The organism is Nocardia sp. NPDC001965, assembly GCF_053594175.1.
The window spans coordinates 69002-95683 of the sequence record NZ_JBSFDZ010000005.1; the positions used below are offsets into that span (position 1 = coordinate 69002).

The following is a 26682-nucleotide window of genomic DNA, read 5'->3' on the forward strand; positions in this document are numbered from 1 at the left end:
TGAGAATATCATTCTCTCATCGGGATATTCTAGTTTCCGTAGGTGGCGCGACCAGTCGGGACGGGGTTCCCTCCGGTGGTCGCCGCCGCGGTGATGGGAGGTACGCCATGCGGAGTGCCGGCAGTGGGCTGACCCTGCAGCAGCGGATCGACGCACGCTCGGTCCGCACCACAAAACTGTTCGGCAGCGTTGCGGTCCAGCGCTTCCTGGATGCCGCCCGGGTTCTGATCACCGAGCGGGGCAGCACCGATTTCACCATGCACGAGGTGGTCGACCACGCGGGCCAGTCGTTGCGCAGCTTCTATCTGCTCTTCGACGGGAAGCACGAGCTGCTGCTCGCCCTGTACGAAGAAGCGATCGCCAAGGTGGCCGACCAGATCCGGGAGGCCACCGGCAATGATGACGACCCGCTGATCAAGCTGCGGCTCGCCGTGGAGTTGCTCTTCGAGTTCTGTCGGCCGGATCCCGGCGCGCATCGTCCGCTGTTCACCGAATACGCGCCGCAGCTGCTGATGTCGGACCCCGTCGAGATCCAGGTCGCGCATGCGTCGCTGTTCGAGCTGTTGGCCGACCTCGTGCAGGACGCGGCCGCGGCGGGGCATATCCGGGCCGGCGCCCGGCCGCGCCGGATGGCCGCCATGACCCTGCAGACCGTGATGTTCGTGGCTCAGGGTGCCCGCACCGACGACGGGTCGAACGCGATCACCGCGGCCGAAGTGTGGAATCTCTGCGCCTTCGGTGTGCTCGGGAAGGCGGAGGGCGCGGCGGGAACTCGCCGGTGAGGGTTGTTCGAGCAGACCGTGCGGTCGGCGAATCGGGGTCGCGACGCAGCGGATATGATATTCTCGGTTTCCGAGAATATCGATATCACCAAGGGCCGGGCGCGGGGACGCCCGGCGTTCGGGAAGTAGTCGTATGAGTATTTCGCTACTGCTGGATATGGCGGCCTCGACCGACCCGGATCGAGTGGCTGTCGTCTCCGGTGAATCGCGCTGGACCGGCGCGGAGCTGGACGCGCTGGCACACGGCGGTGCGGGAGCGATCGCGGCCACCGGCGCGCGCAGTGTCGCGTATGTGGGTACCGGTGGCGCGCTGCTGCCGCTGCTGATCTTCGCCGCCGCCCGGGCCGGTGTGCCGTTCACCCCGTTGAACTATCGGCTCAGCGGCGACAAACTCGCCGAACTCGTCCGCCGCCTCGACGCACCGCTGGTGATCCACGACGATGCCTACGCGCACGCCGTCGCCGGTACCGCCGACCTGCTGTGGACCGCGGCGGAGTTCCTGGACCGGGCCCGGTCCGCGGAACCGGCCGGTAGCGAACCGGATCCCGACGCGGCCGCGGTGGTGCTGTTCACCTCCGGGACCACCTCGCAGCCGAAAGCTGTCGAGCTCTCGCACAACAACCTGGTCAGCTACATCACCGGGACGGTGGAATTCGCCTCCGCCGCACCCGAGGACGTATCGCTGATCTGTGTACCGCCCTACCATGTGGCCGGCGTCGGTGCGGCGCTGTCGAACCTGTACGCGGGCCGCAAGATGGTGTACCTGCGTAATTTCGAAGCGCAGGAGTGGATCCGGCTGGTGGAGACCGAACGGGTCACCACGGCGACGGTGGTGCCGACCATGCTGGACCGGATAGTCACCGGCCTGAAGGAGAGCGGATCGCGGCTGCCGACCCTGCGCACCCTGGCCTACGGCGGTTCGAAGGTGGGCTTGCCGCTGGTGCGCACCGCACTCGAACTGCTGCCCGAGGTCGGATTCGTCAACGCCTACGGGCTCACCGAGACCAGTTCCACCATCGCGGTTCTCGGACCCGATGATCATCGCGCCGCGCTCATCGCCGACGACGAAGCGGTCGCGAAACGCCTCGGTTCGGTGGGACAGCCGGTCCCGGGGATCGAGGTGCAGATCCGGGACGAGGGCGGCGCCGTCGTCGCCGCCGGGACACCCGGTGAACTGTTCGTCCGCGGGCCGCAGGTCTCGGGCCGTTACACCGGGATCGGCTCGGTACTCGATGCCGAGGGCTGGTTTCCCACCAAGGATCTCGCGGTGCTCGACGACGGCGGCTATCTGTTCATCCACGGCCGCGGCGACGACACCATCATCCGCGGCGGGGAGAACATCGCCCCGGCCGAGATCGAGGACGTCCTGGTCGAACATCCGGCCGTGCACGAGGTCGCGGTGGTGGGTGTCGAGGACGCCGAATGGGGACAGATCATCGTCGCCGTCGTGGTCCCCGCCGATCCCGGCGGTGTTCCGGATCCGGAGGAATTGCGCGCCTATGTGCGAACCGGATTGCGCGGGTCCCGGACACCGGACCGCGTGGTCTTCCGCGCCGAACTCCCCGCCACCCCCACCGGGAAGATCCTGCGCCGCGAACTGGTCGCCGATCTCACCCGCGAAACCGCCGGCGCCTGATCGCGCGCCGCCCTGAAAGGACAAACCATGGTCAAGACCGGTACCCGGCTCCGCAGCCAGGTGTGCAGTACCGAGGTCATCATCGTGCGGGCCGCCGACAGCCTCGACGATCTCCGGGCCGGCGGGGTGCCGATGGTGCCCATCGACGGTGGTGCGGCGAACTCCGGCGGTAGCCCGCAAGCGGGTTTCGCGGACGGCAATCTCATCGGCAAACGCTATGTCGACGATGACGGTGCCGAAGTGCTCGTGACCAAGGCCGGCGCGGGCACACTCAGCGTCGGCACCACACCGCTGGCCGTCAAGGAAGCAAAGCCGCTGCCCGCAAGCGATTGATCGCCTCCGCAATCGCTCCCGCGGTGCGCGGGCTGCGGGACAGTGCCAACTAGAAGAGTGATCGAGGTGGGAACATGACCCAGGCCACCACCGACCCGCTGCTCCTGGCGGCGGAGGAAGCCGACGCCGAAGCGGCGGCCGCGGAAGCCGAAGCGGTCGCCGCGCAGGCCTCCGCGACCGCGGCTCGCGCCCGTGCCCGGGCGGCGCGGCTACGCCGGGAGGCCGGGACATCGGGCGAACCGCCCGGCTCCGGCACCGGAGTGGAGAAACCGGGCGCCGCGGCGCCGGTGGCCGACACCCCGACCAAGCTCGCGGACGACACTGCACCCGCCGCCGAACCGGACGAGGACACGGAGCCGGCGGACGCGGCCGATACCGATTCGGAGCGGTCAGGGCCCGGTATCGATCAGCGGCAGGCAGAGTCCGGCTCCGATGCAGAGTCCGGTGCCGATGCGGCGCGGGTCGAATCCGATACGTCCGTGACGGGTTCCGGCGGCTCGGCAGACGACGCACCCGGCGGCACGCCGGAGAAGCCCACCCGGCCGGAAGGGAACCGACGCGCGAAGGCATTGCGGCGGTTGCCGCGACCCGCGTTCCGCCGGCCCCGGGGGCGCACGCTGGGCCGGACCGCCGTGGGCCTGGTGGTGATCGCGGCCCTGGTGATCAGTGGCTTCTCGATCTGGAACCACCAGCGGATCGGCGCCCAGCAGGACCGCGCCGACGCGTATCTCGCCGCCGCTCGGCAGGGCGTCCTGGCTCTGACCAGTATGGATTCCGGGCGGGCCGCCGACGATGTGAAACGGGTGCTCGACAACTCCACCGGTGCCTTCCGCACCGATTTCCAGACCCGCTCCGAGGATTTCACCAAGGTCGTCGAACAGTCGAAGGTCGCCACGCAGGGTGAGATCACCGGAGCGGCCGTCGAGTCCATGACCGACGAATCCGCGGTGGTACTGGTCGCCGCGGTCTCCCGGATCACGAATTCGGCGGGAGCGCAGCAGCAACCGCGCGTATGGCGGCTGAGTGTCACCGTCACCCGCGACGGGCCGGATCTGTTGATGTCGAAAGTGGAATTCGTGCCATGAGAATCCCCAGCTTCCCCCGTACCGCGGGCACTTCCCGGGAACCACTGTTGCTCATCCTGGTGGCCGTGGTGGCGGTGGCCGTCGCTGCCGCGCTGCTGGTCTTCCAGTACCGCCCCGACGACCAGGGCGATGCGGTGAAGAACGAGGTCCTCTCGGCAGCGACCGAGGGCACCGTGGCCCTGCTGTCCTATTCCCCGGAATCGCTGGACGCCGATTTCGCGGCCGCGAAATCCCGGATGACCGGCGATTTCCTCACCTATTACAACCAGTTCACCGAAAAGGTCATCGCGCCCGCCGCCAAGGAGAAGTCGGTGCAGACGACGGCGACGATCGTGCGGTCGGCGGTGGCCGAAGTGCATGCCGATTCGGCGGTCGCGCTGCTGTTCATCAACCAGACGACCACCAGTGCCGAAAAACCGGATCCCGCGCTGGCCGCGAGCAGCGTCCGCGTGACCCTGTCGAAGGTGGAGGACGCGTGGTTGATCTCGTCGTTCGATCCCGTCTGAACGGTACTTCCGGGACCGCGATCCCGCTGCCGCCCGGTATGCGCCCGGACGAACCCGTGCTCGTCACGGTCTATCCGGTTCTGGACTATTTCTCCAGCTGCCCGCGCTGCGGATATCCCGCCGAGGCGTCGGCGACGGTCCGGACCCACGCCGACGGTGATACCGACACCGAGACCCACACGACCTGCGGACTACCTTGCGGTCGGCTCGGGGGCGGTTGATCGGCTCGCTCACCGGCCACCGCCGGATACCTCTCCGATCCTGCAGGGGGCCGAGATCGGGGCGTATCGTTTTTCCGGGTCTGCCTCGACGCGGACAGCCGGGTTCTCTCGGCTGGGGCTCCGGGGACCGATCGGTATCCTGTTGCGGCAGCGGTTGTGCTGCGTACGGGAGCGGAGAGCCGCGGGGGAGATTTCACAGTGGATATCCCAGGCGTGACAAGCGCACGGTCCGGATGAACACACATCAGCGACTCGCCTCGGCGATCGCCGCTGTTGTCCACCGACTGACGGCCACGGCCGACGCTGTCGCCGAGAGCGGGCTCGGTATCCGAAAGGTCGCCGATGGGACCTCCGCCGCCCCGGGCACAATCACCGCCGCCGGCCGGAGAGCCTCGGACAAGGTATCGGAAGTAGATCCGTCACGGGCACAACCGGTCTCCGCCGGTTCTTCCGACGATCGCGCCGTCATCACCTGGTCGGCCTCCGTACCATCGGGAAACAGATTGTCGGCGGTCCCCGACCTGCACGGTTACGCGATCGATCGGGTGGAGGCCACAATGCGCGGAGCCGGATTCAGCTTCAGATCGCAGACTTCCGGCGGGTATCGGCGATATACAGCGGGCGATGGCAGCGAGATCTGGATACGCCCGGACGGCGAAGTCCAACGACTGGGTCCCAAGGTGAGCCCGGGACCGAACCAGCGAAGCTACCGGCAACGATATGGTCCGGACGGAGCTGTGACCAAGGATCATTCGACAGGTGAGAGGGTGTCTCGATGACGGAATTCGATCGGATTCGAAGCGCAGCACCACGCTGTACCGGATACTTGATCGACCGGATGACCTTTTCCCGAGTCGACGAGAACGATGCACTCGATATCGGCTTGCGTTGGGGTCCCACCGAGCCGGATATCGTCTTGTCCTTCCAGAATGTGTACTACCTCGAAATCGGCCGACTGCCCGGACCCGGCGCCGAACCCCTCGACAATGTCACAGCGGCGGTACTGCCGCCCAGCGATGAACCGTGGCCGGCGCAACTGTCGATCGATACGATCCGCTCGGCGTCGCTGCCGCCACTTCTCTGGCTCCGCGCCGAAGGACCGGTACAACTCAACGTCGTCGCCGCGATCGCCACTGCTTTCGTCGAGCTGCCGGGCGATGACGGGCTCTTCGCCACCGACCCGGTCGACGCGACCGGCCTCTCCCGATGAGTGGCCAGGTGGTTTCACTCGAGTTCGGCACCGGCCCGCCGCCGAGTGCCGGCGCACCGACAGCCGGGACTATCGGTGCGGTCCGGGTCACGGTTGTATGCGCGCTTCGTCCGGGGGCGGCTCGCCGTTCACCCGATTCGATTCGGGCAGCATCGTGATGGCGTGTACCGGGCAGTCGAGCAGCGCGCGGGTAACCGCCGGCTCGTCGGCCGATGCGATGGCCTGATCGCCGGCCGGCGAGGCGTAACCCCAATCGTCGAGTGGGAAATGCCCGGGCGCGTGCTTGGCGCAGATGCCGAAGCCGTCGCAGAGCGTGCGATCCAGTTTGATCTTCACAGCAGCGCCTCTGTCGCCACCTGGAAGGGGGCGTGGTCGATAGCGGGCCCGGCCGCGCAATCCGGGCACCTGTTGTCGAGATGAGTGGTGACCTCTCGAGGAAACCGCGCCAGTAGGCTCGCCGCGGTATTGCAGGCGGCGTCGAGGGTGCCGCAGGCCCCGCGTCCGCGCAGTATTGTCGACCAGCGGCGCAACCGTTGCAGATCCTCCGGGCCGGCCCGACCTTCGGCCAGTGCGCCGGCCGCCGCGGCCATGGCCGCGGTGCCGTTGAAACAAGATCCGCACTGCCCGGCGTTCTCCCGGTCGAAATAGCCGAGGACTCCGGCGGCCACCGCGACCGGGCATTCGATGGTGAGAAGGGCGATCGCCCCACACCCCAGCCCCGCGCCCGCCCGGCGCAGTGATTCGTGGTCGAGCGTGAGGTCCAGAATCGTCCGGTCGAGCAGGCCCGTGAAGTAACCGCCGATCAGGGCGCCGCGCAGATCGGTCTCCGCGATCCCGTGCAGCGCGAGGAGATCGGCGAACGGCAGTCCGTGCGGCAGTTCGTACAGTGTGGGAGCGCGTCCCGCGGCGGTGACCGTGGCCAGGAATGTCCCGGGGGAGAGTGCGGTACCAGCGGCTCGGTATGCGTCGGCACCCCACCGGTCCAGAAACGGCAGATTGGCCAGTGTCTCCACATTGCTCACCAGGGTCGGCAGCCCCGCGACCCCGGCTTCGAAGGGACGCGGCGGTTTATCGGTGGGTTTGGCCGGGCCGCCGTTGACGGCCTGTACGGCCGCGGTCTCTTCCCCGGCAACGTATCCGGATTCCACCTGTACGACGGTGATTTCCGGACCTTCGGGCAGCGTGCCGCCCAGCTCCGCCAGCGCCGCTTCGACAGACCGGGTGGATTCGGGGTCCGATACATAGACATAGGCCCGCCGGGCGCCCACCAGTGCCGCTGCCAACCGGAGACCGTCGAGTACCAGATGGGGCCGGTTACGCAGCAGCCAGCGATCTTTGAACGAGGCGGGTTCACCCTCCTCGCCGTTGGCCACGACCACCGTATCGGTCCAACCCGCCGGTGCGCCCGCACCGACTCGGCTGCCACCGCGGACACCGCTCGCCTTCACCGCGAACGGGAACCCGGCACCACCCCGGCCGCGCAGACCACTGCGCTCGACCTCGTCCGCCAGTGCCGCGACCGATCCGACCGGGCGGTAGCCGCCACGATCGCGGTATTCGTACGCGGTTTCCACACCGCCGCCGCTGTGGAGCAGGCGTGGATCGCTATCGGGGTAGGGGGCCACGGTGAGGCCCCCGGCCGACGAGAAGATGTGCTGCATCGTCCCTCCTGAATGGTTGCGGCATCGGGCCGCTTTCGGGCGTAACCGCCGCTGTTGCCGCGACGGTGCGCACATCGGGGGTGGGCTTCGACCGGCTGTGCCCGTTAGGCTGATCCGCATGCGAACTGCGGTGCTGCGGGTGAATGTGGACCCGGCCGGTGAACTCTCCGCCGAATCGCTGGTACGTGGGACGGCCGAGCTCGCCGCGGGTCTCGCCGATTCCGGTGCCCGGGTACTGGACCGGGATCTGACCGCCGCCCCGCCCGGTCGCCGTGAACTGCAGGTGCTGCTGGACACCGCCGATGCCGAAGCCGATACCGAGCGGGTGCTCGCGTTGTGCGGTGAGGCGTTCGGTACACCGGCCGCACCGGGTGTCCTCACCTATGTGAGCCGTGGTACCGATGCCGACGCGCACGGGGTCCTCGCGGGATTCGGGCTCACCGGGGAGATCGTGCGGGTCCCCGGCCCCGAGGGCTACGACATTCTGCAGGTCGGGCTGCGCGAAGCCGATCTGGAGCGGGTACCGGAGAGCCGGATCCACACCGCACTGGAGGCGTCCACCAACTGCGAGGTCCGGATCCGGACGGTCTGAGCGGGCGCGCGGCCCGCTCATCGCTCGCCCAGGAACTTCAGGATCTCCGGCGCGGCGAGCACCCAGGTGTCGAACATGTTGTACTGCTGCACCCGGCCCTGGGCGCGGTCCTCCATCGCGCGTTCCCAGGCATCCTCCGGCCACGGTGGGTCGATCAGGGTCGAACCCTCGATCAGGCAGCTCACCTCGAGCGAGGTCCGTTTGGGATGGTCCATATCCTCGGCGCCGCCCCGGATGATCAGGGTGGGCACCCGGATACGTTCGAACATCTCGTCGTCGACGCCCGGTATTGTCTGTCCCGGTTTCGGGACGTAGGCGCCCAGCCAGCGCAGCGACAGTTTCACGAATTCCGCCGAATCCAGCTCCCGTAGCCGCTGCTCGTTGTCCGGGTTCTCCGCGATCCGCTCCCGCCACTCCTTCATCCGCAGCAGGCCCTCGCTACCCAGGCCGCGGACGGTCTGCAGGCTGGGGAGCACGTAGTAGGCGCCGAGGTTGAAGGTTCCGTACACCCCGCCCACGATGTTCCAGAGCACCAGATCGGTGACCAGTTCCGGGAACAGCATGGTGGTGAGCATCGAATCCCGGGCGCCACCGGACCCGCCGGCCAGGATCACCGGGCCGGTACCGAGTTCGGTCAGCAAGCCGGACAACGTCTCGGCGCGCATATGCGATTCGGTCTGCCCGAAGAACTGCACATCGGAGGCACCGCAGTTGGGCCGATCCCACAGCAGGACCCGGTACCCGCCGGCGACCAGTGCCTCGGCCAGCGGCCGCAGCCCGGGAATATCCTTGCTGTAGCGGCCACCGGGGGTGAGCACGATGAGGTCACCGGTCTCGCCGACTATCTCGTAGACGACCTTGCCGCCGTTCACCGTTACCGCGGGCATGCACACACTCCTGGATGGTTCGGGGAGTGGCCGCGTGGGCCCTCCCGCGGTCGGCCGATGTCTCGGCGCGACCGGGCTTCGTACTGTCCGTCTGTCCCGGATCAGGCGGTGACCAGGACTTCGTCGCCGACCACCCGCACCGGATAGGTGCGGATACTCCATTCGGGTTTCACCGCGGTGGTGCCGGTGGCCAGTTCGAACCCCCACTGATGCCACGGGCAGTAGATGAACTCGTTGTCCCGCACCATCACCGAATCCCCGGGGACCGATTCGTCGACCACCGTGCGACCCCGGGCCCGGCCCGAGCACAGCGGTCCGCCCTCGTGCGGGCAGTAGTTCGCGATGGCGTAGAAAGTACCGTTCACGTTGTAGACCCCGACCCCGTGCCGGCCGATCGGTACCACTTTCGACGAGCCCGGCGGTATCTCGTCCACCGTGGCCACCACATGTTCGCGGCCCTGCGCCAGCCGGACCCGTTCGCCGCCCACCGGCCCGGTGCGCACCGCCTGCGCTCCGGCACCCCCGGCGGTGCTCTCCACCGCCGGAGCGGGATTCGCGTCGGGAGTCTCGATTCCGTCTGCCATCAGTGGACCCGCATCTGTCCGGGCAGTGCCGGTACGGTCTCCGGCAGATGGTAGGTCTCGATGCCGTTGCCGAACATGACCTTCTCCCGGGCCGCCGGTGGCAGATGTTTCACCAGCCAGCGGGGGTCGTCGAAGGTCCAGTGCGGGTAATCCGAGGAGTACAGCAGGATCTTGTCCGCCTCCATCCATTCGAATGCCCGGGTGAGCTCGGTCTTGTCCTCCGGGTAGTCCAGCGGCTGGGTGGTGAACTTGATGTGTTCTTTGACGTACTCCGAAGGTTTGCGCTTGATCGACATATACGAACCGCGTGCCGCGTAGATCGCGTCCATCCGCCACATGAGTGGCAGGATCCAGGTGAACGCGTGCTCCACGAAGACGATGCGCAACTCCGGGAAACGATCGAAGACCCCGTCGAAGATCAGGCTCATCACCTGGTTCGCCGCCAGCAGCGAGTAGGTGACCATGAAATCGTGGTTGTAGCTGGGGAAGCCGACCGGCGGCATGGGCATGGTCTCGTAGGCGCCGCGGCTCAGATGGCAGCTCACCGGTAGATCGTGTTTCACCGCGGCGGCCCAGATCGGGTCGTAGCGGGTATCGCCCCACGACGGCCGGGGTTCGGCCTTGATGAGGATCTGTGCCATGTACTCGTGCCCGGCCCAGTGTTCGATCTCGGCGACGGCGGTCTGCGGATCGTCGATGGCCACGCAGATCGAACCGCGCCAGCGCTGATGCCAGTTGTTGTGCGCGTCCAGCCATTGCGCGTCCAGCCACCGGTTCACGGCGGTGGCCATGGCGGCGGTCGCCTCGGGCAGCCGGGTCGCCTTCACCGTCGGTTCGAGGATGACGATATCCGAACCGGCCTCCATGATGAGCTGCCGGAAGGCCATATCCGGGTCACTACCGGGGAATTCACCGTTCGCCGGGAAGGTGTCCACCCGCATCGCCTTGGAGTGGGCATAGTCCGGCGCATCGTAGATGATGGTGTCGCCGACCCGGTGGCTGAGGAAGAACGAGGTACGCCACGGTTCGGGAATATGCTCCACCAGATCACCCCGCCGGGGGACCGGATGGACATCGGAATCGACGACGCGTACCGGAACCATTTCCGTGGACGGTACCCGCCCCCGTACCTGTGCTGTTGTCACCATGCCTCCTTCGTAAGGGCTGCATATGATCGGCGGAGGCCGTAGCGAAGGTGGAGGTATCGCACCTCCTCGAGTAGCACTGTCGCGGAATCGCCCGCCCGCACCAGCCGCATCAGCCGACCGCGGTGACCGCGTCTATATCGATGCTGTACAGGCTCGCGGCGTTGCGCCAGTAGAGTTTTTCGCGCTGTTGCGCGGTGAGCGCGGCGGGCAGGTTGCCGGTATCGCCGCTGTGCCAGTGCGGGTAGCTGGATCCGAACATGAGCATGTCGTCCTTGCCGGTGAAGTCCAGCCATTCGGCGGCGTAGGGCGCGTCGCCGGGCCCGTCGATCGTGGCGTGTATGAAGTACACATGTCCGGGCAGGTAGTCGCTGGGCATCCGGGGTGCCCACGGGGTCTGTTCGAGATGGGGCCGGCCGAAGGTGTCCATCCGCCAGGTGAACGGGGTCAGCAGATCGGCGCCGCCGTCGGCCCAGACGAACTTCAGACCCGGGTACCGCTCGAACACGCCCTCCGCGATCATGTTCATCAGGTGGTAGATGTAGTTCAGCCCCATGAACCCGTAGTACTGCTCGTAGGTCCGTGGATGCCCGGAGGGGGTGGGTGGCAGGCCGATGCTCTCCCCGGTCTCGATATGTGCGGCGACCGGCAGATTCGCCGCCGCGGCGGCCTCCCACAGCGGCCAGAACTGCGGTTTACCGTACAGTTCGCGCGATTGCAGCGGGATCCCGAGCTGCACGATCCGCGGATGGTCGCCGAGCCGGTCGATCTCGCGCAGCGCACCGCTGAGATCCTCGGGATTGACCCGCAGGGTGCCGCGGAAGCGATCGTGACAGGTCCCGGCGTCGAGCCAGCGCGACACCATCATGTCGTTGTGCGCGGACAGTACCGCGGTGGTCAGATGCCGGTCCGGCAGGATCCCGCGCGTCATCGGATGCAGCACTGCCACATCCACGCCGCGTTCGGCGAACAGCTGCTGCCCCACGAATTCCGGGTCCGAACCCGGATACCCCTTGTGCGGCCCGCGGGCGCCCTTGACGTATTCACCGCCGGGGGCGCCGTACCAGTCCATCTCCGCGTCCGGGATACCGCGGCTCTTGAACGGTTCGTTCAGGTAGGAACGCATATCGTCGTTGGAGCGGAAGAAAATGTGCACGCTGGTATCGATCACCGGAGTGCGGGTGCCGTCGGGCAGATCCTTCATCGCGGTTCCTCGTCGGAGAGGGAGGGCCGGCCGAACCCCGCGGTACAGGCCGGCCCTTCTCGGTCAGTACTCGAAGTCGATCACTGCGGCATCGGGCCGCTCGGTCACCGGCGCGGCCAGACCCTGTTCGTCGCAGATCCGCTGCAGATGGTCCAGGGTCTCGTCGAGGCTGGGCCCCAGTCGTTTACCCGGAGTGAAGGTGGCCGGCAGATTACGCATCCCCTGGATGACGCCGATCGTGTCGTAGTGCACCGTGCCTGCCGGATCGCATGTGTAGTCGGGCATCCGGTCCAGGACCGCGAGCAGCATGGATTTGAACACCGTGCGCGCCACGTTCGAGCCGATGCACCGGTGTACGCCCAGCCCGAAGCTGAAGTGCCGGTTGCCCTTGCGGTCCAGGACGATCTCGTCGGCATCGGGGAAGATGCTCTGGTCGCGGTTGGCCATCGCCCAGGACAGCCACAGCCGCTCGCCCTCTTTGAACTCTGTGTTCTGGTAGGTGCAGTCGTCGGCGATGGTGCGGCCGTCACCGGGGGCGGGGGTGAAGTAGCGCAGGAACTCCTCGGTGGCGGGATCGAGCAGATCGTCGCGGTCACGGCTGAGTTCCGCGCGCTGATCGGGGTTGTCCGACAACCATTCCAGGGAGTGCGCGGTGAGCGCGGTGGTGGTGTCGAAACCGCCGCCGATCAGCAGACCGATCATGCCGAGCAGTTCCATATCGGGGGCCGGTTCACCGTCGATACGCAGCTCGGTGAGGGCTTTGATCAGCCCGGGACGCGGGTTCGTCTTGGCCTCGTGGAGGCTGGTGAGGATATCGATACCCATGGTCCGGTGCATTTCGGCGACCCGGGGGGCGTCGGGGGAATTCTCCGGGGTGTACACCGAGGCGTGCACCGGATCGCTGTAGACCGACCACTTCTTCAGCGGGATCCCCAGCATGGCCAGGGTCAGTACCGCGGGCACGATATTGGCCAGATCGTCCACGAAATCGATCCGGCCCGTTTCGATCTTCTCGTCCAGGCAGGCCCGGACGATCTCGTCGATGAACGGCTGCCACCGTTTCACCGCGGCGGGTGACAGGTACGGATTGAGAACCGAGCGATAGGTGCGGTGTTCGGGCTCGTCCATCTCCAGCATGCCGCCGCGAACCATCGCGGCGCGCTGCGCTTTCGGGATCGAGATGCCCTGATAGCCGCGCCGTTCGTTGTGCACATCGTGATCGACCGACACCTCGGGGCAGCGGGCGAGTTCGAAGACCGCGTTGCCCCCGGCGGCCACCCAGTGTCCGTTGTAGGTATCCGACCACGCCACCGGGCATTTCGCATGCATCTCGTGGGTGATCTCGGCGAAGTTCTCCCGGTATTCGGGGGTGTGCCGATCGAAGTGGTAGCGGTTCTGCTTGCGCTGGTCGTTATCCGTAGAAGTCACGGTCTGTTGTCCCTCTGCTGGTCACTGGGTGCGGCGAACCTTCGCCGGGGCCCGGAACTCTGCGCCGCTCCGGGAGTCGGATACCGACTCGCCACCGGTGCGGCGGCGCGCGTGCCGATCGCCTTCGTTCGCGCGCCGCCGGTCTCGGCGTGGCCGGGTGGGGTCAGAGTTTGTGGTCGTACCACTTCAGGTAGCCGCCGGCATCGACGCGCAGCTGCATACCGGTGACGAAACGGGCCTCGTCGGATACCAGGAACAGGATGGCGTTGGAGATATCGACCGGCTCGATCCAGGGGGTCTTCATGGCCTGTTGGACGTAGAAGGCCGGTTCCGCGTCGGCGCGGGTCGGGTTCTCCAGGTCGGGTCGGAACGACCGGTACATGGGCTCGCTCTGCAACATATCGGTATTGCAGTTGGTCGGATGCACCACATTGGCGCGGATACCCCGGGGCGAGAGGTGCCGGGCGATATCGAAGACGTAGTAGGACAGTGCCCGCTTGGAATGCACATAGGCCATACCGCCGAGATCGGAACCGGGATTGTCGACCTTGCTGGTATCGACCATCGCCGCGGTGGAACCGGTGGCCACGATGGACGCGCCCGCACCGAGGTGGGGGAGCGCGGCCTGAATGGTATTGATGGTGCCCACCAGGTTCGTATCGATGACATCGGTCCACGCCTGGATATCCGGCTGCCCCTTCATCCCGGCCACACCGGCCTGGGCGATGACGATATCGAGTTTGCCGAACTCGGCGACGCCCGCGTCCAACACGGCCTTGAGGGCGACGGCATCGCGGACATCGGTCCGGGTCGCGATGATCCGGCGGCCGGTCTTCTCGACCAGGCGCACGGTCTCCTCGAGGTCTTCGGGCGTGGCCAGCGGGTATCCGATGGTCGACATGTTCTGGCAGAGGTCGACAGCGATGATGTCCGCGCCCTCCTCCGCCAGTCGGACGGCGTGGCTACGGCCCTGACCGCGCGCGGCGCCCGTGATGAATGCGACTTTGCCCTCAACACGTCCCACAGCATTCCCTTTCGATCTGTTTCCGGGAGTCACCTGCCCGGTGTGCCGGTATGCCGGTGGCGGCGCGCGGCACAGGACAGGGTGCGCGGCGAATACCGCGCGTCGATCCGGCCGCGGACCCGTTTCGGTGTCGACCCAGCACCACCGGGTACCGGCTCCGGACATACGGCTGTTCTCGTATGCGAAAAGAACTGCGTTTTCGCATACGAGAACGGTACTCTACCTGTGGGCTCGGCGGCAAGGTTTCGGAAGAAGGCTGGTCGAGTGATCAAAACGGGCTCATGAGGTATTTCGGCAGTTGGCGACCGATATCGCCATCACGATCGCCGGAGGCTGCGCGCGAATTGATTGTTCGCGCTATCAGAGAATTCGATTATCACCAGTCGGCGGTACGAACTCCGGCGCGTTCGCGTAGGTGCCCCGTACTCCGGTGCCGAGCACCCGCCGGCGCGGAAGGGGTGAACCGTTATGTCCGACCGGGATATTCGAGGTGGGGTCCGGTGACCCGGGTGGTGCCCGACGAGCTGCGCGCCCGCTATGTGGCCGAAGGCTGGTGGACCCGAGACACCATGGGCGATCTGCTGAGCCGCGGTCTGGCCGCGGCCCCGGATGCGAAGTTCCGGGTGCACTCCGAGGTCCGGCCCTGGCGAGGTACATTCGCCGAGGTCGAGCGGGTGGCCCGGCGGCTGGCCGCGGGCTTGCGGGCCCGGGGTGTCGGGCCCGGTGATGTGCTCGCGTTCCAGCTGCCGAACTGGATGGAGGCGGCCGCGACCTTCTGGGCGGCCTCGTTCCTCGGCGCCGCGGTGGTGCCGATCGTGCACTTCTACGGCCGTACCGAACTCGGCCATATCCTGCGGGTCGCGCGGCCGAAGGTTTTCATCACCATGGCGGAGTTCGGTCGTACCGTCCACGATCCCGCCGTCAGCGCCGAGGTGCCCGTCGTGGGTGTCGTCGGGCGGGATTTCGACGACCTGCTCGCCGATGAACCCATGCCGGGTGTCCTACCCGCCGATCCGGCGGGCCCCGCCCTGATCGCGTTCACCTCCGGGACGACGAGTGCCCCCAAGGGGGTGGTGCACAGCCATCAGACCCTCGGCTGTGAATCCCGGCAGCTCGCGGAGCGGAACAGGGCCGACCGTGGCGATCAGCTGACCGCCACTCCGGTGGGGCATTTCATCGGGATGGTCGGTGCCTGCCTGCTTCCGGTTCTGCACGGGCGGCCGGTGAATCTGCTCGATGTCTGGGACCCGGGCCGCGCGCTGGCGCTGATGAGATCCGATGGGCTCGTGGTGGGCGGCGGCCCACCGTATTTCGTCACCAGCATGGTCGAGCATCCCGACTACACCCCGGAGCATCTCGCGCATATGCGCTATGTGGGGCTGGGTGGTTCGGCGGTGCCGGCGGCCGTGACGCGGATGTTGACCGAGCTCGGCGTGATCGCCTTCCGGGCCTACGGCAGTACCGAACATCCCTCCATCACCGCCTCGGAACTCGATGCCCCGCCGCGCGAACGGCTCACCACCGACGGCCGCCCGATGCCGGGTGTGGAGATCCGGTTCGCCGACGACGGTGAGATCCTCAGCCGAGGACCGGATCTGTGCCTGGGCTACACCGACGCCGAGCTGACGGCGCGCGCCTTCGATGCCGACGGCTGGTACCACACCGGTGATATCGGCGTGCTCGATGCCGACGGTTGCCTGACCATCACCGATCGCAAGGCCGATGTGGTGATCCGCGGTGGGGAGAACGTGGGCGCCCGGGAGGTCGAGGACGTCCTCGATGCGATGCCGCAGGTGGCGGAGTCAGTGGTGATCGCACTGCCCGACGATCGGTTCGGTGAAGTGGTGGGCGCGGTGCTGCGGCTGCAACCGGGCTGTGCGCTCCCCTCCCGGGCGGAGGTGCGGGCCTTCTTCGAGCGGGCGGGAGTGGCGCGGCAGAAGTTCCCGGAACGGTTGTTCGAGGCCACGGAGTTCCCGCGCACCCCCAGCGGCAAGATCCAGAAACATTTGATCCGAAGGGGTATTGCGGCATCCATCCAGCGAGAATAATATTCTCGCAAAGGGAGATTGTCGTTTTTCTCACGTCGGTCCCGGCCCGTGCTCCGCACGACAGCCCGCCGGGACCGGCGCTTCGAACTCCGCCTGCTCGCCGAAAGGACAGCGCAGTGCCATCGCATCAGCCCGCGGCCGCCGAAGCCGATCCGTCGAACACCTGGGACGAGGAGACCGACGTCGTCGTTCTCGGTACCGGAGCCGCCGGACTCACCGCGGCGCTCGCCGCCGCCGTCGAGGGTGCGGCGGTGACACTGTTCGAGAAGGCGGCCACGGTCGGCGGGACGAGCGCGGTATCCGGTGGACTGGCCTGGATCCCGGCCCACGCTCGCGCCGACCGGGAACTCACCGTGGCCGAGGCGCTGGCCTACCTGGACGCGCAGTCGCTGGATTCGATGGACGACGAACTCGTCGAGGTGTTCGTCCGCACCGGTGCGCGAATGCTCGATTTCGTCGAAGAGCACAGCGCGGTGAAATTCGAAGTGGCCGAAGGGTTCCCGGACTACAAGCCCGAACTGCCCGGCGGCCGGCCCGCGGGCGGTCGATCGCTCGGTCCCGCGGCCTACGACCTCGCCCGCCTGGGCGACTGGCGGGACCGGATCACCACCTTCCCGCTCGACTGGAGCAATGTCGGATTCGACGCCGAGACCCGGGCCCGGTTGCGTGCCGTGCTCGGCGACGCGACCGCGGATATCTGTGTGGCGGGCCAGGCGCTGGTCGCCGGACTGCTCGAGGGTGTACTCGGTGCCGGGATCACCCCGCGCACCGGCGCCCGGGGCGTGGAGCTGATCGCGGACGCCGGGGCCGTCGCCGGCGTCCGGGTCGAACTCGGCGGCCGGCGGCTCGCAGTCCGGGCCCGCCGCGGCGTAGTACTGGCCACCGGCGGATTCGAATGGGATCCGGTTCTGGTCAAAGCGTTTCTGCGGGGTCCGATGACCGGCCCCGTCTCGCCACCGAACAACACCGGCGACGGTCTGCGCATGGCCATGGCGCAGGGTGCCGATCTCGGGAACATGGGTGAGGCCTGGTGGGTGCCGGTGGTACAGCTGCCCGGCGACACCATCGAGGGCGAACAACGCAGCCGCAGTGTCCGGCTGGAACGCACCCGCCCGCGCAGCATCATCGTGAACCGGGCCGGGAAGCGATTCGTCAACGAGGCCGCCGAGTACAACTCCATGGCGGGGGCCTTCCACTACCTGGACCCGCGCGGCGGCTATGTGAACAACCCCGGCTGGATGGTGTTCGACGCCGAACATCTGCGCCGGTACGGATTCCTGGGCGTCGAACCCGGGGGGACGGCGCCGGAGTGGTTCGGCGAATCGGCGGATCTCGACGAACTGGGCGCCCGGACCGGGATCGACCCTGCCGGACTGCGGCGCACCGTGGCCGCTTGGAACCGCGCGGTCGCGGCCGGTGCCGATCCCGATTTCGGGCGCGGCGCCAGCGAATACGACGGTTACTGGGGCGATCCGGACGCCGATACCGTCGCCGGACGCACGCTCGGACCGGTCGATACCGGCCCGTACTACGCGGTGCCGGTGACCGTGGGCGCCATGGGCACCAAGGGCGGTCCGCGTACCGATCGCGACGCCCGGGTCCGGCATATCAGCGGTGCGGTGATTCCCGGGCTGTACGCGGCCGGGAACGCGATGGCCGGGGTCACCGGCCGGGCCTACGGCGGCGCCGGCGGAACCATCGGCCCCGCAATGGTGTGGGGGCTGCGCGCGGGCCATCACGCGGCCACCGGTGAATCGGTGAAGTACTGAGCGAGTGGCGGGCGAACGGGCGGCCCGCGGTCCCGGCGGACCGGCGCCGGACCGGTGGACAGAGCGGAAGGTAGCAGTGTCGGAATACGAGAGTGTGTGGTGCGACCTGCAGGGTGTCGCGTTCAGTCAGGGATATCTGGATGTGGCGGGGGTGCGTACGCGCTACCTGCATGCCGGCGACCGGGACAGACCCGCGCTGGTCTTCCTGCACGGATCGGGCGGCCATGCCGAAGCCTACGTCCGGAATCTGGCGGCGCACGCCGAGCATTTCTCCACCTGGTCGATCGATATGCTCGGCCACGGATACACCGATAAGCCGGGTCATCCGCTGGAGATCGAACACTATGTGCGGCATCTGATCTCGTTCCTGGATGCGATCGGCGCCGCCCGGGCCCATATCAGCGGGGAATCGCTCGGCGGCTGGGTCGCCGCCCGGGCCGCCTACGACCATCCCGGCCGGGTCGAGCGACTGGTGCTCAACACCGCGGGCGGATCGCAGGCCGATCCGGAGGTGATGGCGCGGATCGTCACGCTGTCCATGGCGGCCGCCACCGATCCCACCTGGGAAACAGTGCAGGCGCGCATCAAATGGCTGATGGCGGACAAATCCAAGGAATACGCCGACCTGGTGGCCAGTCGGCAGCGGGTGTACCGGCAGCCGGGTTTCGCGGACGCCATGCGCGACATCATGGCGCTCCAGGATCCGGAGATCCGGGCCCGCAACCTGCTCGGTCTCACGGAATACGGCGGGATCACCGCGCCGACACTCGTGGTGTGGACCAGCGACGATCCCACCGCCGATGTAGCCGAAGGCAAACGGATCGCCTCGATGATCCCGGGCGCCCGCTTCGAGGTGCTGCCCGACTGCGGGCACTGGCCCCAGTACGAATCACCCGCGGAGTTCGACGCACTCCATCTCGAATTCCTGCTGGGCGGTTGATATGGACCACGGAAACGGCAGCGGCCCCGCGAAATTCGATGTCGTCATCGTCGGTGCCGGGCCGGTCGGCCTGACCATCGCGAACACCCTGGGCCGCTACGGCGTGCACACCCTGCTGGTGGAGGAACGGCCGAGCCTCATCGACTATCCACGCGGTGTCGGTATCGACGACGAATCCCTGCGCACCATGCAGGCCACCGGCCTGGTGGACCGGATCCTGCCGCATACGAACCCGAACCAGATCATGCGGTTCGTCGACGGACAGCGGCGGCTGCTGGCCGAGATCGCGCCCACCGATCAGCAGTTCGGCTGGCCCAAACGCAGCGGTTTCATCCAGCCGCTGGTGGACGCCGAACTGCTGGCCGGGCTGGCTCGTTTCGACTGCGTCGAGATCCGCTGGGCCACCGCGCTGAGCGAATGTGACGACACCGGCGACGAGGTCCTGGTGCGGCTCGATACCGCCGACGGTCCACAACAGGTGCGGGCCCGGTACGTGGTGGGTTGCGACGGCGGCCGCAGCACCACCCGGCACGCGATGGGGGTGAGTTTCGAGGGCACCACCTCGCCGACCCGCTGGCTGGTGGTCGATATCGACGGTGATCCGCTCGGGCATCCGAATGTGGAGGTGGGGGCAGATCCGGCGCGGCCGAATGTCTCCATCTCACTGGCCCACGGGATCCGCCGGTTCGAATTCCTGCTGCACGACGACGAATCCGATGCCGACGCCGAGACCCCGGAATTCCTGGCCCGGCTGCTCGCCTCCTTCGTCCCGCATCCCGAACGTCTCGATGTGATCCGGCGCCGGGTCTACACCCACCATTCCCGGATCGCGGGCGAATTCCGGAAGGGCCGGTTGCTGCTGGCCGGGGATGCCGCCCATCTCATGCCGGTCTGGCAGGGTCAGGGCTACAACAGCGGGATCCGGGACGCGGCCAATCTGGGCTGGAAGCTCGCGGCGGTGGTGTCCGGGATCGCCGGCGACGGTCTGCTCGACACCTACGATCAGGAGCGGCGTGAACACGCCCGGGCCATGATCGATCTGTCGACCATGGTCGGGCGGGTCATCTCGCCGACGAACACCCGGGTCGCCGCGGTCCGGGATGTGGCGGTACGCGGGCTGGCGCTGGTACCGCCGTTGAAACGGTACGTGCTCGGGATGCGGTTCAAACCCATGCCCCGCTACGACCGCGGCGCGGTGGTGCACGGCTGGTCGCGGTCGCCGAATTCGGCGGTGGGCACCCTGTTCATCCAGCCGCGCGTCGCCACCCGGGCGCGGCCGGATGTGCTGCTCGACGACACCCTGGGTCCCTGGTTCGCGGTGCTGTGCTGGAACAACCAGCCCCGGAAACTGCTGGGGGACAGCGAATTCGCTCGGTGGAAGGACCTCGGCGCCCGTTTCGTGGAGGCACGGCCCGCGACCCAGTTGCACTGGACCGGGCACGACGACCCCGAGGTGGGGGTGGTCGGTGACCACACCGGCGCCCTGAAGAGATGGTTCGACGGCCAGCTCGATTCGGTGCTGTTCCTGCGCCCGGACCGGTGTATCGCCGGCGCCTGTATCGCCCAGCACGCCCCCGAACTCGGTGCGGCGCTGCGCAAAACCCTCGAACTCGCCCCGGGAGGTACCGATGCCACTGGCCGTGTGCTGCGTCTCGCACAGCCCACTCCTTGAACTCCCGGGCCCGGGTCCCGAACTGCGCACGGAGGTCGGCGAAGCGCTGGATCGGGCCCGGGATTTCGTGCGGGACTTCGATCCGGAACTGGTGGTGCTGTTCGCCCCGGACCACTACAACGGGTTCTTCTACAAACTCATGCCGCCCTTCTGTCTGGGTACCGCGGCCACCGCGGTCGGGGACTACGGGACCCACGCCGGGCCACTGAACGTGCCGGAGGATATAGCCCTGCGGCTGGCCGAAGCGCTGCTCGAGTCCGGGATCGATATCGCGACCTCGGCGGAGATGTCGGTTGACCACGGCACCGTGCAACCACTCCAGCGCCTGTTCGGCGACGCCACCGCGCGACCGGTCGTCCCGATCTTCGTGAACTCGGTGGCGACGCCACTGGGCCCGCTGCGCCGGGTGCGGGCACTGGGTACCGCGGTCGGCCGTCATCTCGCGACCCTGGGCAAGCGGGTACTGATCATCGGATCGGGCGGCCTGTCCCACGACCCGCCGGTACCCCGGCGTGGCGGCGCCCCCGAGCCGGTACTGGAGCGGATCGTGCACGGCCGGCCGATGACCATCGAACAGCGTGCCGCTCGCCAGGCCGCGGTGATCGCCGCCGCCCGTGACTTCGCCGCCGGCGACAGCCCGCTGCAGGCGCTCAACCCCGACTGGGACCGGGCGTTCCTCGAACTCGTGGACACCGGCGAGCTGGCCGCCGTGGACGACTGGGACAACAGCGAGATCACCCGGATCGCCGGTAATTCGGCGCACGAGATCCGGACCTGGGTGGCGGCCTTCGCGGCACTGGCCGCACAGGGGGCCTATCACACCGGCGTCCGCTACTACCGGCCCGCACCAGAACTCATCGCCGGATTCGCCGTCCGCACGGCCCGGCCCGCCGATGAGCGCAGCGACGACAGGAGGCGCGCAGTGAGCACCGACGAGACGGATTTCGACGAAACCGTCGATCTACTGGTGATCGGTTCCGGCGGCGGCGGGATGAGCGCCGCGCTACGCGCCGAAGCACTGGGCCTCGACACCCTGGTAGTGGAGAAGGCCGACTACTACGGCGGCTCCACCGCCCTGTCCGGCGGCGGAATCTGGGTGCCCAACGCGCCCGCGCAACAGCGGGACGGGTTCGCGCTCGACCCCGACGCGGTGGTCGGTTATCTGCGCACCATCACCGGCGGGCTGGTCACCGAAGAACGGTTGCGGGCCTATGTCGAGCGATCGCCGGACATGATGGCCTTCCTCGAAGAGCGCAGCAGCTGGCTGGAATTCGTCTGGAAACCCGGGTACGCCGACTATTACCCCGAGATCGAAGGCGGTTCGGCGCAGGGCAGCACCATCAATGTACCGCCGATCGATCTGCGCGAACTGGGCGACGAGGAAGCGAAATTGCTCAAACCGCTCGCCCTCGCGCCGAAGGGGATCTGGCTGGGGCCCAAGGACCTGCGGATGTTCTACCAGGTCCGGCAGAACTGGCGCGGTAAAGCCGTGCTGCTGAAACTGATCTGGCGGATGTTGCGGGCCCATGTGTTCGGCGACCGGATCGCCGCGATCGGCCAGTCCCTGATCGCACGGTTGCGGCTGGCGATGAAGGAACGCGATATCCCGCTGTGGCTGAGTTCGCCGATGACCTCGCTGATCACCGGCGCCGACGGGCAGATCACCGGCGCGGTGGTCACCCGCGACGGAAAACCGGTACGGATCCGGGCCCGCCACGGCGTGATCCTGGCGACCGGCGGATTCGACCACGATATGACCTGGCGTAACGAGGAACTGCCGGAGGTCGACCAGGACTGGAGCTTCGGTAATCCGGTGGCCCTGGGCGACGGGATCCGGGCCGGACAGCAGGCCGGTGCGGATACCGCGTTGATGGACGAGGCCTGGTGGTTCCCGGCCATCCAATGGCCCGACGGGCGGATGCAGTTCATGCTCAACGAACGCATGATGCCCGCGCAGTTCATCGTCAACGGGGCCGGGAAGCGGTTCATCAACGAGGCCGCGCCCTATATGGACTTCGGGCACGCCATGATCGAGGGCCAGCGCACCGGGGTCACCCATATCCCGTGCTGGCTGATCACCGATCACCGCTCTTGGCACAAGTATGTGATCGGCGGGCACCTGCCGATCCCGAAAGTGCCGTTCGCGCCGGTCCCGACCGGGTACAAGATGGTGGCGGCCTGGCTGGAATCGGGTGTGGTGAAAGCCGCCGGCAGTTATGCCGAACTGGCCGCGAAGATCGAGGTCCCCGTCGCCGAACTCGAGGCCACCGCCGCCCGGTTCGACGAACTCGCCCGCGGCGGCCACGACGACGATTTCCAGCGCGGCGACAGTGTGTACGACAACTACTACGGCGATCCCACGCTGCCGAATCCGAATCTGTTCCCACTCGGCAAACCGCCCTATTACGCGTTCCGGATCGTCCTCGGCGACCTCGGGACCTCGGGCGGCCTGCGCACCGACGAGCACGCCCGGGTGCTGCGTGCCGACGGGTCGGCGATCGACGGACTGTACGCGGTCGGCAATGCCTCGGCCGCGGTCATGGGCCGCAGCTACGCGGGCGCCGGCGCCACTATCGGCCCGGCCATGACCTTCGGATACCTCGCCGCCGAGCACTGCGCCGGGCGAGCACGGTCCGGAGCACCGGGGGACACCGGCGAAGGGGCGGTTGCGCCGGCCGAAGGAAATGACATGACGATCCGATCCACTGGAGGTAACCGATGAAAATATCCCTCTTCTACGAGTTCGCCCTGCCGCGGCCCTGGAGCGACGACGACGAATTCGAGATGTTCTCCGACGGGCTGTCCGAGGTAGAAGCTGCGGATAAAGCCGGTTTCTCCACCGTGTGGCTCACCGAACACCACTTCCTCGAGGAGTACTGCCACGCCACGGCGCCCGAGATGTTCCTCGCCGCGGCCAGCCAGCGCACGAAGAACATCCGGCTCGGTTTCGGTGTCATGCATCTGCCGCCCGGTATCAACCACCCGGCCCGCGCCGCGGAGCGGGTGGCGACCCTCGATCACCTGTCCGGCGGCCGGGTGGAATTCGGTACCGGTGAATCGTCGTCGGTGGCCGAGCTCGGCGGGTTCAATATCGACCCCGCGGACAAGCGTGCCCAGTGGGAGGAAGCCCTCGAGGTCACCATCCGCGCGATGACCGAGACCCCCTTCAGCGGGTTCAAAGGCGAGCACATCACCATGCCGCCCCGCAATGTCATTCCGAAACCCCGGCAGACACCGCACCCGCCGCTGTGGGTCGCCTGTACCCGGCCGTCGTCGGTGCAGATGGCAGCCCAGAAGGGTATCGGTGCACTGAGTTTCGCCTATACCGGTCCCGAGGCGCTCGGTGAGCGAGTGCGCGGCTACTACGAGGAATTCGAGAACGCTGCCGCGCCCTCGGTGCCGCAGATGAACCCGAACATTCTCGCCATCGGCGGTGACCTGTCGATGATGGTCGCAAAGACCGACGAGGAAGCCGTGAAACGCCTCGGCCTGGGCGGCGGGTTCTTCTCGTTCGGCATCATGCACTACTACATGACCGGTATGCACACACCCGGCCGCACCGGCGTGTGGGACAGCTACCTGGACGCGGTGAAGGAAGACGAAACCCTCGCCTACGGCCCCGGCCGCGGTGCCATCGGTGGCCCGGACACCGTGCGCGAATTCCTGCGCGGTTACGAGGAGAGCGGGGTCGACGAGATCATTCTGCTGCTGAACCCGCGCAGCCACGAAGGAACGATGGAATCCATCGAGATCATGGGTAAGGAGATCCTGCCGGAATTCATCGAACGCGACGAGGCCGCCCGGGCCGCGAAGGCCAAGCGGCTCGAGCCGGTCCTGGAGAAGGCCGAAGCGCGGCGCCGGCCCTGGGCGGTACCGGAATTCGACGAAACCTATTCGATCGGCGGCCTGCCCACCGGCCGCGGCGGCAAGTTCACCGCCAGCGAGATTCCCGAGGCCATGGCCGAGATCAACGAAGGCCGGGTGAAGGCTGCGCAGGCACTGAAGGAACAGCAGCAGGGCTGAACGGCAGCAGCGGGAGAGGAGAGCGCGGTGCCCGAGATGGACTCGATCGACCGGCGGTGGCGTTACGACGGGAAACGGGTGGTGGTGACCGGCTGCGCGTCCGGCATCGGCGCCTGCCTGGTCACGCAGTTGCGGGACCTGGGCGGCCGGATCGTCGGTCTCGACCGGCTGCGTCCGGGCACCGAACTCGACGAGTTCTACGAAATGGACCAGGCGGATCCGTGGTCCATCGACCGGGCGGTGCGCTCGGTCGGGACCGACGTGGATGTGCTCTTCAATATCGCCGGCGTCTCCTCCGGCATCGGCGACCCGCTGCGCGTGGCCACCATCAATTTTCTCGGGATGCGGCATTTCACCGAAGCGCTCGTCCCACATATGGAACCCGGTTCGGCGGTGGTCAGTGTCTCCTCGCTGGCCGCCTCCGGATACCTGGAGAACCGCTGGGCGGTCAACGGGTTCCTGGAGACCACCTCGATGGAGGAAGGAATCGCGTGGTGCGCCGCGAATCCGGAAGCCATCGCCGACGGCGGCTACCGGCTGTCCAAGGAGGCGATCATCCTCTACACCGTGCGCCGATCGGTGGAGCTCGCGGGCCGCGGGATCCGGATGAACTGCACCGGCCCCGGCGTCACCGAAACCCCCATCCTGGACCAGCTGCGCTCGGCATACGGCCAGGACTACCTCGACGGGATCCCGAAACCGCTCGGCCGGTCCGCCGATCCCGTCGAACAGGCGTCGGCACTGCTGTTCCTGGGTAGCCGGGCCGCCGGATATATCACCGGTCAGGTGCTGTGGGTCGACGGCGGGAACCTCGCCGCACGGCTGGCCGGCGAACTGGCCGGACCGCCCCCGGTGCGGCCCACCGGGCCGACCCCACCCGAATCCGCCGGGGTGGTCCCGGGCGAGCCGAAATAGGCTGCTGGAAGGAAAGTGCAACGTGGCAACTCTGACCGATTTCTACACACTCGGTGAAACCGTGCGTAACTGGGGCCGCTGGGGCGCCGGCGACGAACTCGGCACGCTCAATTTCATCACCCCCGCCAAGGTCGCGGCCGCCGCCGGGCTGGTCCGGCACGGGAAGGTCTTCCCGCTGGGCATCGATTTCAGCTCCAACGGACCGCAGGGCGCGTTCAAGTTCCGTGCCAACCCCACGCATGTGATGACCGTCGACGGCGGCGACGCCGCGACACTGGTCGAGTACGGCCCGAAATGGCTCCAGAACTCGGTGGCCGGTGAGCTGGCCGGATTCTTCGCCGACAATCCCTTCCGGTTCAACGACGATATGCTCATCATGCCGCTGCAGGCCGCCACCCAGTGGGACGCCTTCTCGCACGTCTACTACGACGACAAGCTCTACAACGGGTTCCCGGCGGATTCGGTGACCAGTATGGGCGCTTTCCACTGCGGTATCGAAAAAGTCGACAGTAAAGGCATCACCAGCCGCGGCGTACTGCTGGACCTGGTGAAATATCGCGGCGCGGACGTATTCCTCGAAGTCGGCGAGCCGATCACCGGCGACGAACTCGACGAATGCGCGAAACGACAGGGCGTCACCATCGAATCCGGCGATATCGTGCTGGTCCGGACCGGCTGGTGGAACCGTTTCCTCGAGGCGCGCAACGGTGCCGAACCGTACAGCGGTCTGGACTGGACCTGCGCGAAATGGTTGCACGAGCACGAGATCGCCGCGGTGGCCGCGGACAATCTCATGGTGGAGAACCCGGTGTCCGGCGTCGACGGCACGTTCCTGCCGCTGCATATGCTCTGCCTCCGCGATATGGGCCTGATGCTCGGCGAATACTGGGATTTCACCGCCCTGGCCGCCGATTGCGCCGCCGACGGAGTCTACGAATTCCAGCTGATCGCACCGCCGCTGCGCGTGGTGGGTGCGGTGGGATCACCGATCAACCCGATCGCCATCAAATAGGAGAC

The 26682-nt window shown here is 67.5% G+C and carries 24 protein-coding genes and 1 pseudogene; 17 read left to right on the plus strand and 8 right to left on the minus strand.

Annotated features, from left to right (window positions below):
* Window positions 1–107: 107 nt before the first annotated feature.
* The 7 genes from ACWCPQ_RS10500 (at window position 108) to ACWCPQ_RS10530 (ending at window position 5773) form a co-directional block, all read left to right on the plus strand.
* Entirely contained in the window at window positions 108–782 is a 675-nt protein-coding gene (locus ACWCPQ_RS10500; RefSeq protein WP_449896956.1) for a TetR/AcrR family transcriptional regulator, read from the plus strand.
* Window positions 783–915: 133 nt separating this feature from the next.
* Window positions 916–2418 carry a class I adenylate-forming enzyme family protein gene (locus tag ACWCPQ_RS10505; protein ID WP_449896958.1) on the plus strand — a complete coding sequence of 501 codons (1503 nt, stop codon included), beginning with the start codon at window positions 916–918 and terminating at the stop codon, window positions 2416–2418.
* A gap of 27 nt (window positions 2419–2445) precedes the next feature.
* Window positions 2446–2751 (plus strand): hypothetical protein, encoded by a 306-nt coding sequence (locus tag ACWCPQ_RS10510; RefSeq protein ID WP_449896960.1) that lies wholly within the window; start codon window positions 2446–2448, stop codon window positions 2749–2751.
* A 74-nt stretch (window positions 2752–2825) separates the two neighbouring features.
* Window positions 2826–3836: a hypothetical protein gene (locus ACWCPQ_RS10515; protein WP_449896962.1), complete on the plus strand. Its 1011-nt coding sequence runs from the start codon at window positions 2826–2828 to the stop codon at window positions 3834–3836.
* A complete protein-coding gene (locus ACWCPQ_RS10520; protein ID WP_449896964.1) occupies window positions 3833–4342 on the plus strand; it encodes a twin-arginine translocation pathway signal in 510 nt (169 codons plus the stop codon). The genes ACWCPQ_RS10515 and ACWCPQ_RS10520 overlap by 4 nt, the downstream gene beginning before the upstream one ends.
* Window positions 4312–4563 carry a hypothetical protein gene (locus tag ACWCPQ_RS10525; RefSeq protein ID WP_449896966.1) on the plus strand — a complete coding sequence of 84 codons (252 nt, stop codon included), beginning with the start codon at window positions 4312–4314 and terminating at the stop codon, window positions 4561–4563. Before ACWCPQ_RS10520 ends, ACWCPQ_RS10525 begins: the two co-directional genes overlap by 31 nt.
* A gap of 838 nt (window positions 4564–5401) precedes the next feature.
* Window positions 5402–5773: a hypothetical protein gene (locus ACWCPQ_RS10530; protein ID WP_449896968.1), complete on the plus strand. Its 372-nt coding sequence runs from the start codon at window positions 5402–5404 to the stop codon at window positions 5771–5773.
* An 87-nt stretch (window positions 5774–5860) separates the two neighbouring features.
* On the opposite strand, the gene ACWCPQ_RS10535 is transcribed toward ACWCPQ_RS10530, so the two are convergent.
* Together ACWCPQ_RS10535 and ACWCPQ_RS10540 are read right to left on the minus strand one after the other, a co-directional pair.
* Window positions 5861–6109 carry a ferredoxin gene (locus tag ACWCPQ_RS10535; RefSeq protein ID WP_449896970.1) on the minus strand — a complete coding sequence of 83 codons (249 nt, stop codon included), beginning with the start codon at window positions 6107–6109 and terminating at the stop codon, window positions 5861–5863.
* The gene (locus ACWCPQ_RS10540; protein WP_449896972.1) at window positions 6106–7434 is read right to left on the minus strand and encodes an NADH-ubiquinone oxidoreductase-F iron-sulfur binding region domain-containing protein; all 1329 of its coding nucleotides are present in this window, start codon (window positions 7432–7434) and stop codon (window positions 6106–6108) included. The genes ACWCPQ_RS10535 and ACWCPQ_RS10540 overlap by 4 nt, the downstream gene beginning before the upstream one ends.
* A gap of 118 nt (window positions 7435–7552) precedes the next feature.
* Between ACWCPQ_RS10540 and ACWCPQ_RS10545 the strand changes: the two genes are divergently transcribed.
* Complete coding sequence (locus tag ACWCPQ_RS10545; RefSeq protein WP_449896974.1) at window positions 7553–8026, plus strand: hypothetical protein; 474 nt, start codon at window positions 7553–7555, stop codon at window positions 8024–8026.
* 17 nt (window positions 8027–8043) lie between these two features.
* Here the strand turns inward: ACWCPQ_RS10545 and ACWCPQ_RS10550 are convergent, their stop codons facing one another.
* The 6 genes from ACWCPQ_RS10550 to ACWCPQ_RS10575 all read right to left on the minus strand — a co-directional run bounded on the left by ACWCPQ_RS10550 (window position 8044) and on the right by ACWCPQ_RS10575 (window position 14298).
* A complete protein-coding gene (locus ACWCPQ_RS10550) occupies window positions 8044–8913 on the minus strand; it encodes an alpha/beta fold hydrolase (protein ID WP_449896976.1) in 870 nt (289 codons plus the stop codon).
* A gap of 101 nt (window positions 8914–9014) precedes the next feature.
* On the minus strand, window positions 9015–9497 hold the full coding sequence (locus ACWCPQ_RS10555) for a Rieske (2Fe-2S) protein (RefSeq protein ID WP_449896978.1): 483 nt from the start codon (window positions 9495–9497) through the stop codon (window positions 9015–9017).
* A complete protein-coding gene (locus ACWCPQ_RS10560) occupies window positions 9497–10645 on the minus strand; it encodes an amidohydrolase family protein (RefSeq protein WP_449896979.1) in 1149 nt (382 codons plus the stop codon). The genes ACWCPQ_RS10555 and ACWCPQ_RS10560 overlap by 1 nt, the downstream gene beginning before the upstream one ends.
* 109 nt (window positions 10646–10754) lie before the next feature.
* Window positions 10755–11846, minus strand: a complete 1092-nt coding sequence (locus ACWCPQ_RS10565) for an amidohydrolase family protein (RefSeq protein ID WP_449896980.1) — start codon at window positions 11844–11846, stop codon at window positions 10755–10757.
* Window positions 11847–11909: 63 nt separating this feature from the next.
* Window positions 11910–13274, minus strand: coding sequence for a cytochrome P450 (locus ACWCPQ_RS10570; protein ID WP_449896981.1), 1365 nt, complete (start codon window positions 13272–13274; stop codon window positions 11910–11912).
* 163 nt (window positions 13275–13437) lie between these two features.
* On the minus strand, window positions 13438–14298 hold the full coding sequence (locus ACWCPQ_RS10575; protein ID WP_449896983.1) for a mycofactocin-coupled SDR family oxidoreductase: 861 nt from the start codon (window positions 14296–14298) through the stop codon (window positions 13438–13440).
* A 500-nt stretch (window positions 14299–14798) separates the two neighbouring features.
* Here ACWCPQ_RS10575 and ACWCPQ_RS10580 point away from each other — a divergent pair, with 500 nt between their 5' ends.
* The 9 genes and pseudogenes from ACWCPQ_RS10580 to ACWCPQ_RS10620 all read left to right on the plus strand — a co-directional run bounded on the left by ACWCPQ_RS10580 (window position 14799) and on the right by ACWCPQ_RS10620 (window position 26677).
* Window positions 14799–16346 (plus strand): AMP-binding protein, encoded by a 1548-nt coding sequence (locus ACWCPQ_RS10580; RefSeq protein WP_449896985.1) that lies wholly within the window; start codon window positions 14799–14801, stop codon window positions 16344–16346.
* A 116-nt stretch (window positions 16347–16462) separates the two neighbouring features.
* A complete protein-coding gene (locus tag ACWCPQ_RS10585; RefSeq protein ID WP_449896986.1) occupies window positions 16463–18115 on the plus strand; it encodes an FAD-dependent oxidoreductase in 1653 nt (550 codons plus the stop codon).
* A 76-nt stretch (window positions 18116–18191) separates the two neighbouring features.
* Complete coding sequence (locus ACWCPQ_RS10590) at window positions 18192–19055, plus strand: alpha/beta fold hydrolase (RefSeq protein WP_449896988.1); 864 nt, start codon at window positions 18192–18194, stop codon at window positions 19053–19055.
* 1 nt (window position 19056) lies between these two features.
* Window positions 19057–20727 (plus strand): bifunctional 3-(3-hydroxy-phenyl)propionate/3-hydroxycinnamic acid hydroxylase, encoded by a 1671-nt coding sequence (locus ACWCPQ_RS10595; protein WP_449896990.1) that lies wholly within the window; start codon window positions 19057–19059, stop codon window positions 20725–20727.
* Window positions 20684–21556 (plus strand): annotated as a pseudogene (locus tag ACWCPQ_RS10600) (3-carboxyethylcatechol 2,3-dioxygenase); the annotation flags it as partial. The gene ACWCPQ_RS10595 and the pseudogene ACWCPQ_RS10600, both read left to right, overlap by 44 nt.
* Before the next feature lie 93 nt (window positions 21557–21649).
* Complete coding sequence (locus ACWCPQ_RS10605; RefSeq protein WP_449897360.1) at window positions 21650–23449, plus strand: FAD-binding protein; 1800 nt, start codon at window positions 21650–21652, stop codon at window positions 23447–23449.
* Entirely contained in the window at window positions 23446–24750 is a 1305-nt protein-coding gene (locus tag ACWCPQ_RS10610) for an LLM class flavin-dependent oxidoreductase (protein ID WP_449896992.1), read from the plus strand. The genes ACWCPQ_RS10605 and ACWCPQ_RS10610 overlap by 4 nt, the downstream gene beginning before the upstream one ends.
* 36 nt (window positions 24751–24786) lie before the next feature.
* Window positions 24787–25665 (plus strand): coniferyl-alcohol dehydrogenase, encoded by an 879-nt coding sequence (locus ACWCPQ_RS10615; RefSeq protein ID WP_449897362.1) that lies wholly within the window; start codon window positions 24787–24789, stop codon window positions 25663–25665.
* 22 nt (window positions 25666–25687) lie between these two features.
* Window positions 25688–26677 carry a cyclase family protein gene (locus ACWCPQ_RS10620; protein WP_449896994.1) on the plus strand — a complete coding sequence of 330 codons (990 nt, stop codon included), beginning with the start codon at window positions 25688–25690 and terminating at the stop codon, window positions 26675–26677.
* The last annotated feature ends 5 nt before the right edge of the window (window positions 26678–26682 follow it).

What these genes read in the sequence shown, in the direction of transcription:
- ACWCPQ_RS10500 (WP_449896956.1), top strand. Translation starts at nt 108, where the DNA reads ATGCGGAGTGCCGGCAGTGGGCTGACCCTGCAGCAGCGGATCGACGCA.
- ACWCPQ_RS10505 (WP_449896958.1), top strand. Translation starts at nt 916, where the DNA reads ATGAGTATTTCGCTACTGCTGGATATGGCGGCCTCGACCGACCCGGAT.
- ACWCPQ_RS10510 (WP_449896960.1), top strand. Translation starts at nt 2,446, where the DNA reads ATGGTCAAGACCGGTACCCGGCTCCGCAGCCAGGTGTGCAGTACCGAG.
- ACWCPQ_RS10515 (WP_449896962.1), top strand. Translation starts at nt 2,826, where the DNA reads ATGACCCAGGCCACCACCGACCCGCTGCTCCTGGCGGCGGAGGAAGCC.
- ACWCPQ_RS10520 (WP_449896964.1), top strand. Translation starts at nt 3,833, where the DNA reads ATGAGAATCCCCAGCTTCCCCCGTACCGCGGGCACTTCCCGGGAACCA.
- ACWCPQ_RS10530 (WP_449896968.1), top strand. Translation starts at nt 5,402, where the DNA reads ATGACCTTTTCCCGAGTCGACGAGAACGATGCACTCGATATCGGCTTG.
- ACWCPQ_RS10540 (WP_449896972.1), bottom strand. Translation starts at nt 7,434, where the DNA reads ATGCAGCACATCTTCTCGTCGGCCGGGGGCCTCACCGTGGCCCCCTAC.
- ACWCPQ_RS10545 (WP_449896974.1), top strand. Translation starts at nt 7,553, where the DNA reads ATGCGAACTGCGGTGCTGCGGGTGAATGTGGACCCGGCCGGTGAACTC.
- ACWCPQ_RS10550 (WP_449896976.1), bottom strand. Translation starts at nt 8,913, where the DNA reads ATGCCCGCGGTAACGGTGAACGGCGGCAAGGTCGTCTACGAGATAGTC.
- ACWCPQ_RS10555 (WP_449896978.1), bottom strand. Translation starts at nt 9,497, where the DNA reads ATGGCAGACGGAATCGAGACTCCCGACGCGAATCCCGCTCCGGCGGTG.
- ACWCPQ_RS10560 (WP_449896979.1), bottom strand. Translation starts at nt 10,645, where the DNA reads ATGGTGACAACAGCACAGGTACGGGGGCGGGTACCGTCCACGGAAATG.
- ACWCPQ_RS10565 (WP_449896980.1), bottom strand. Translation starts at nt 11,846, where the DNA reads ATGAAGGATCTGCCCGACGGCACCCGCACTCCGGTGATCGATACCAGC.
- ACWCPQ_RS10595 (WP_449896990.1), top strand. Translation starts at nt 19,057, where the DNA reads ATGGACCACGGAAACGGCAGCGGCCCCGCGAAATTCGATGTCGTCATC.
- ACWCPQ_RS10610 (WP_449896992.1), top strand. Translation starts at nt 23,446, where the DNA reads ATGAAAATATCCCTCTTCTACGAGTTCGCCCTGCCGCGGCCCTGGAGC.
- ACWCPQ_RS10615 (WP_449897362.1), top strand. Translation starts at nt 24,787, where the DNA reads ATGGACTCGATCGACCGGCGGTGGCGTTACGACGGGAAACGGGTGGTG.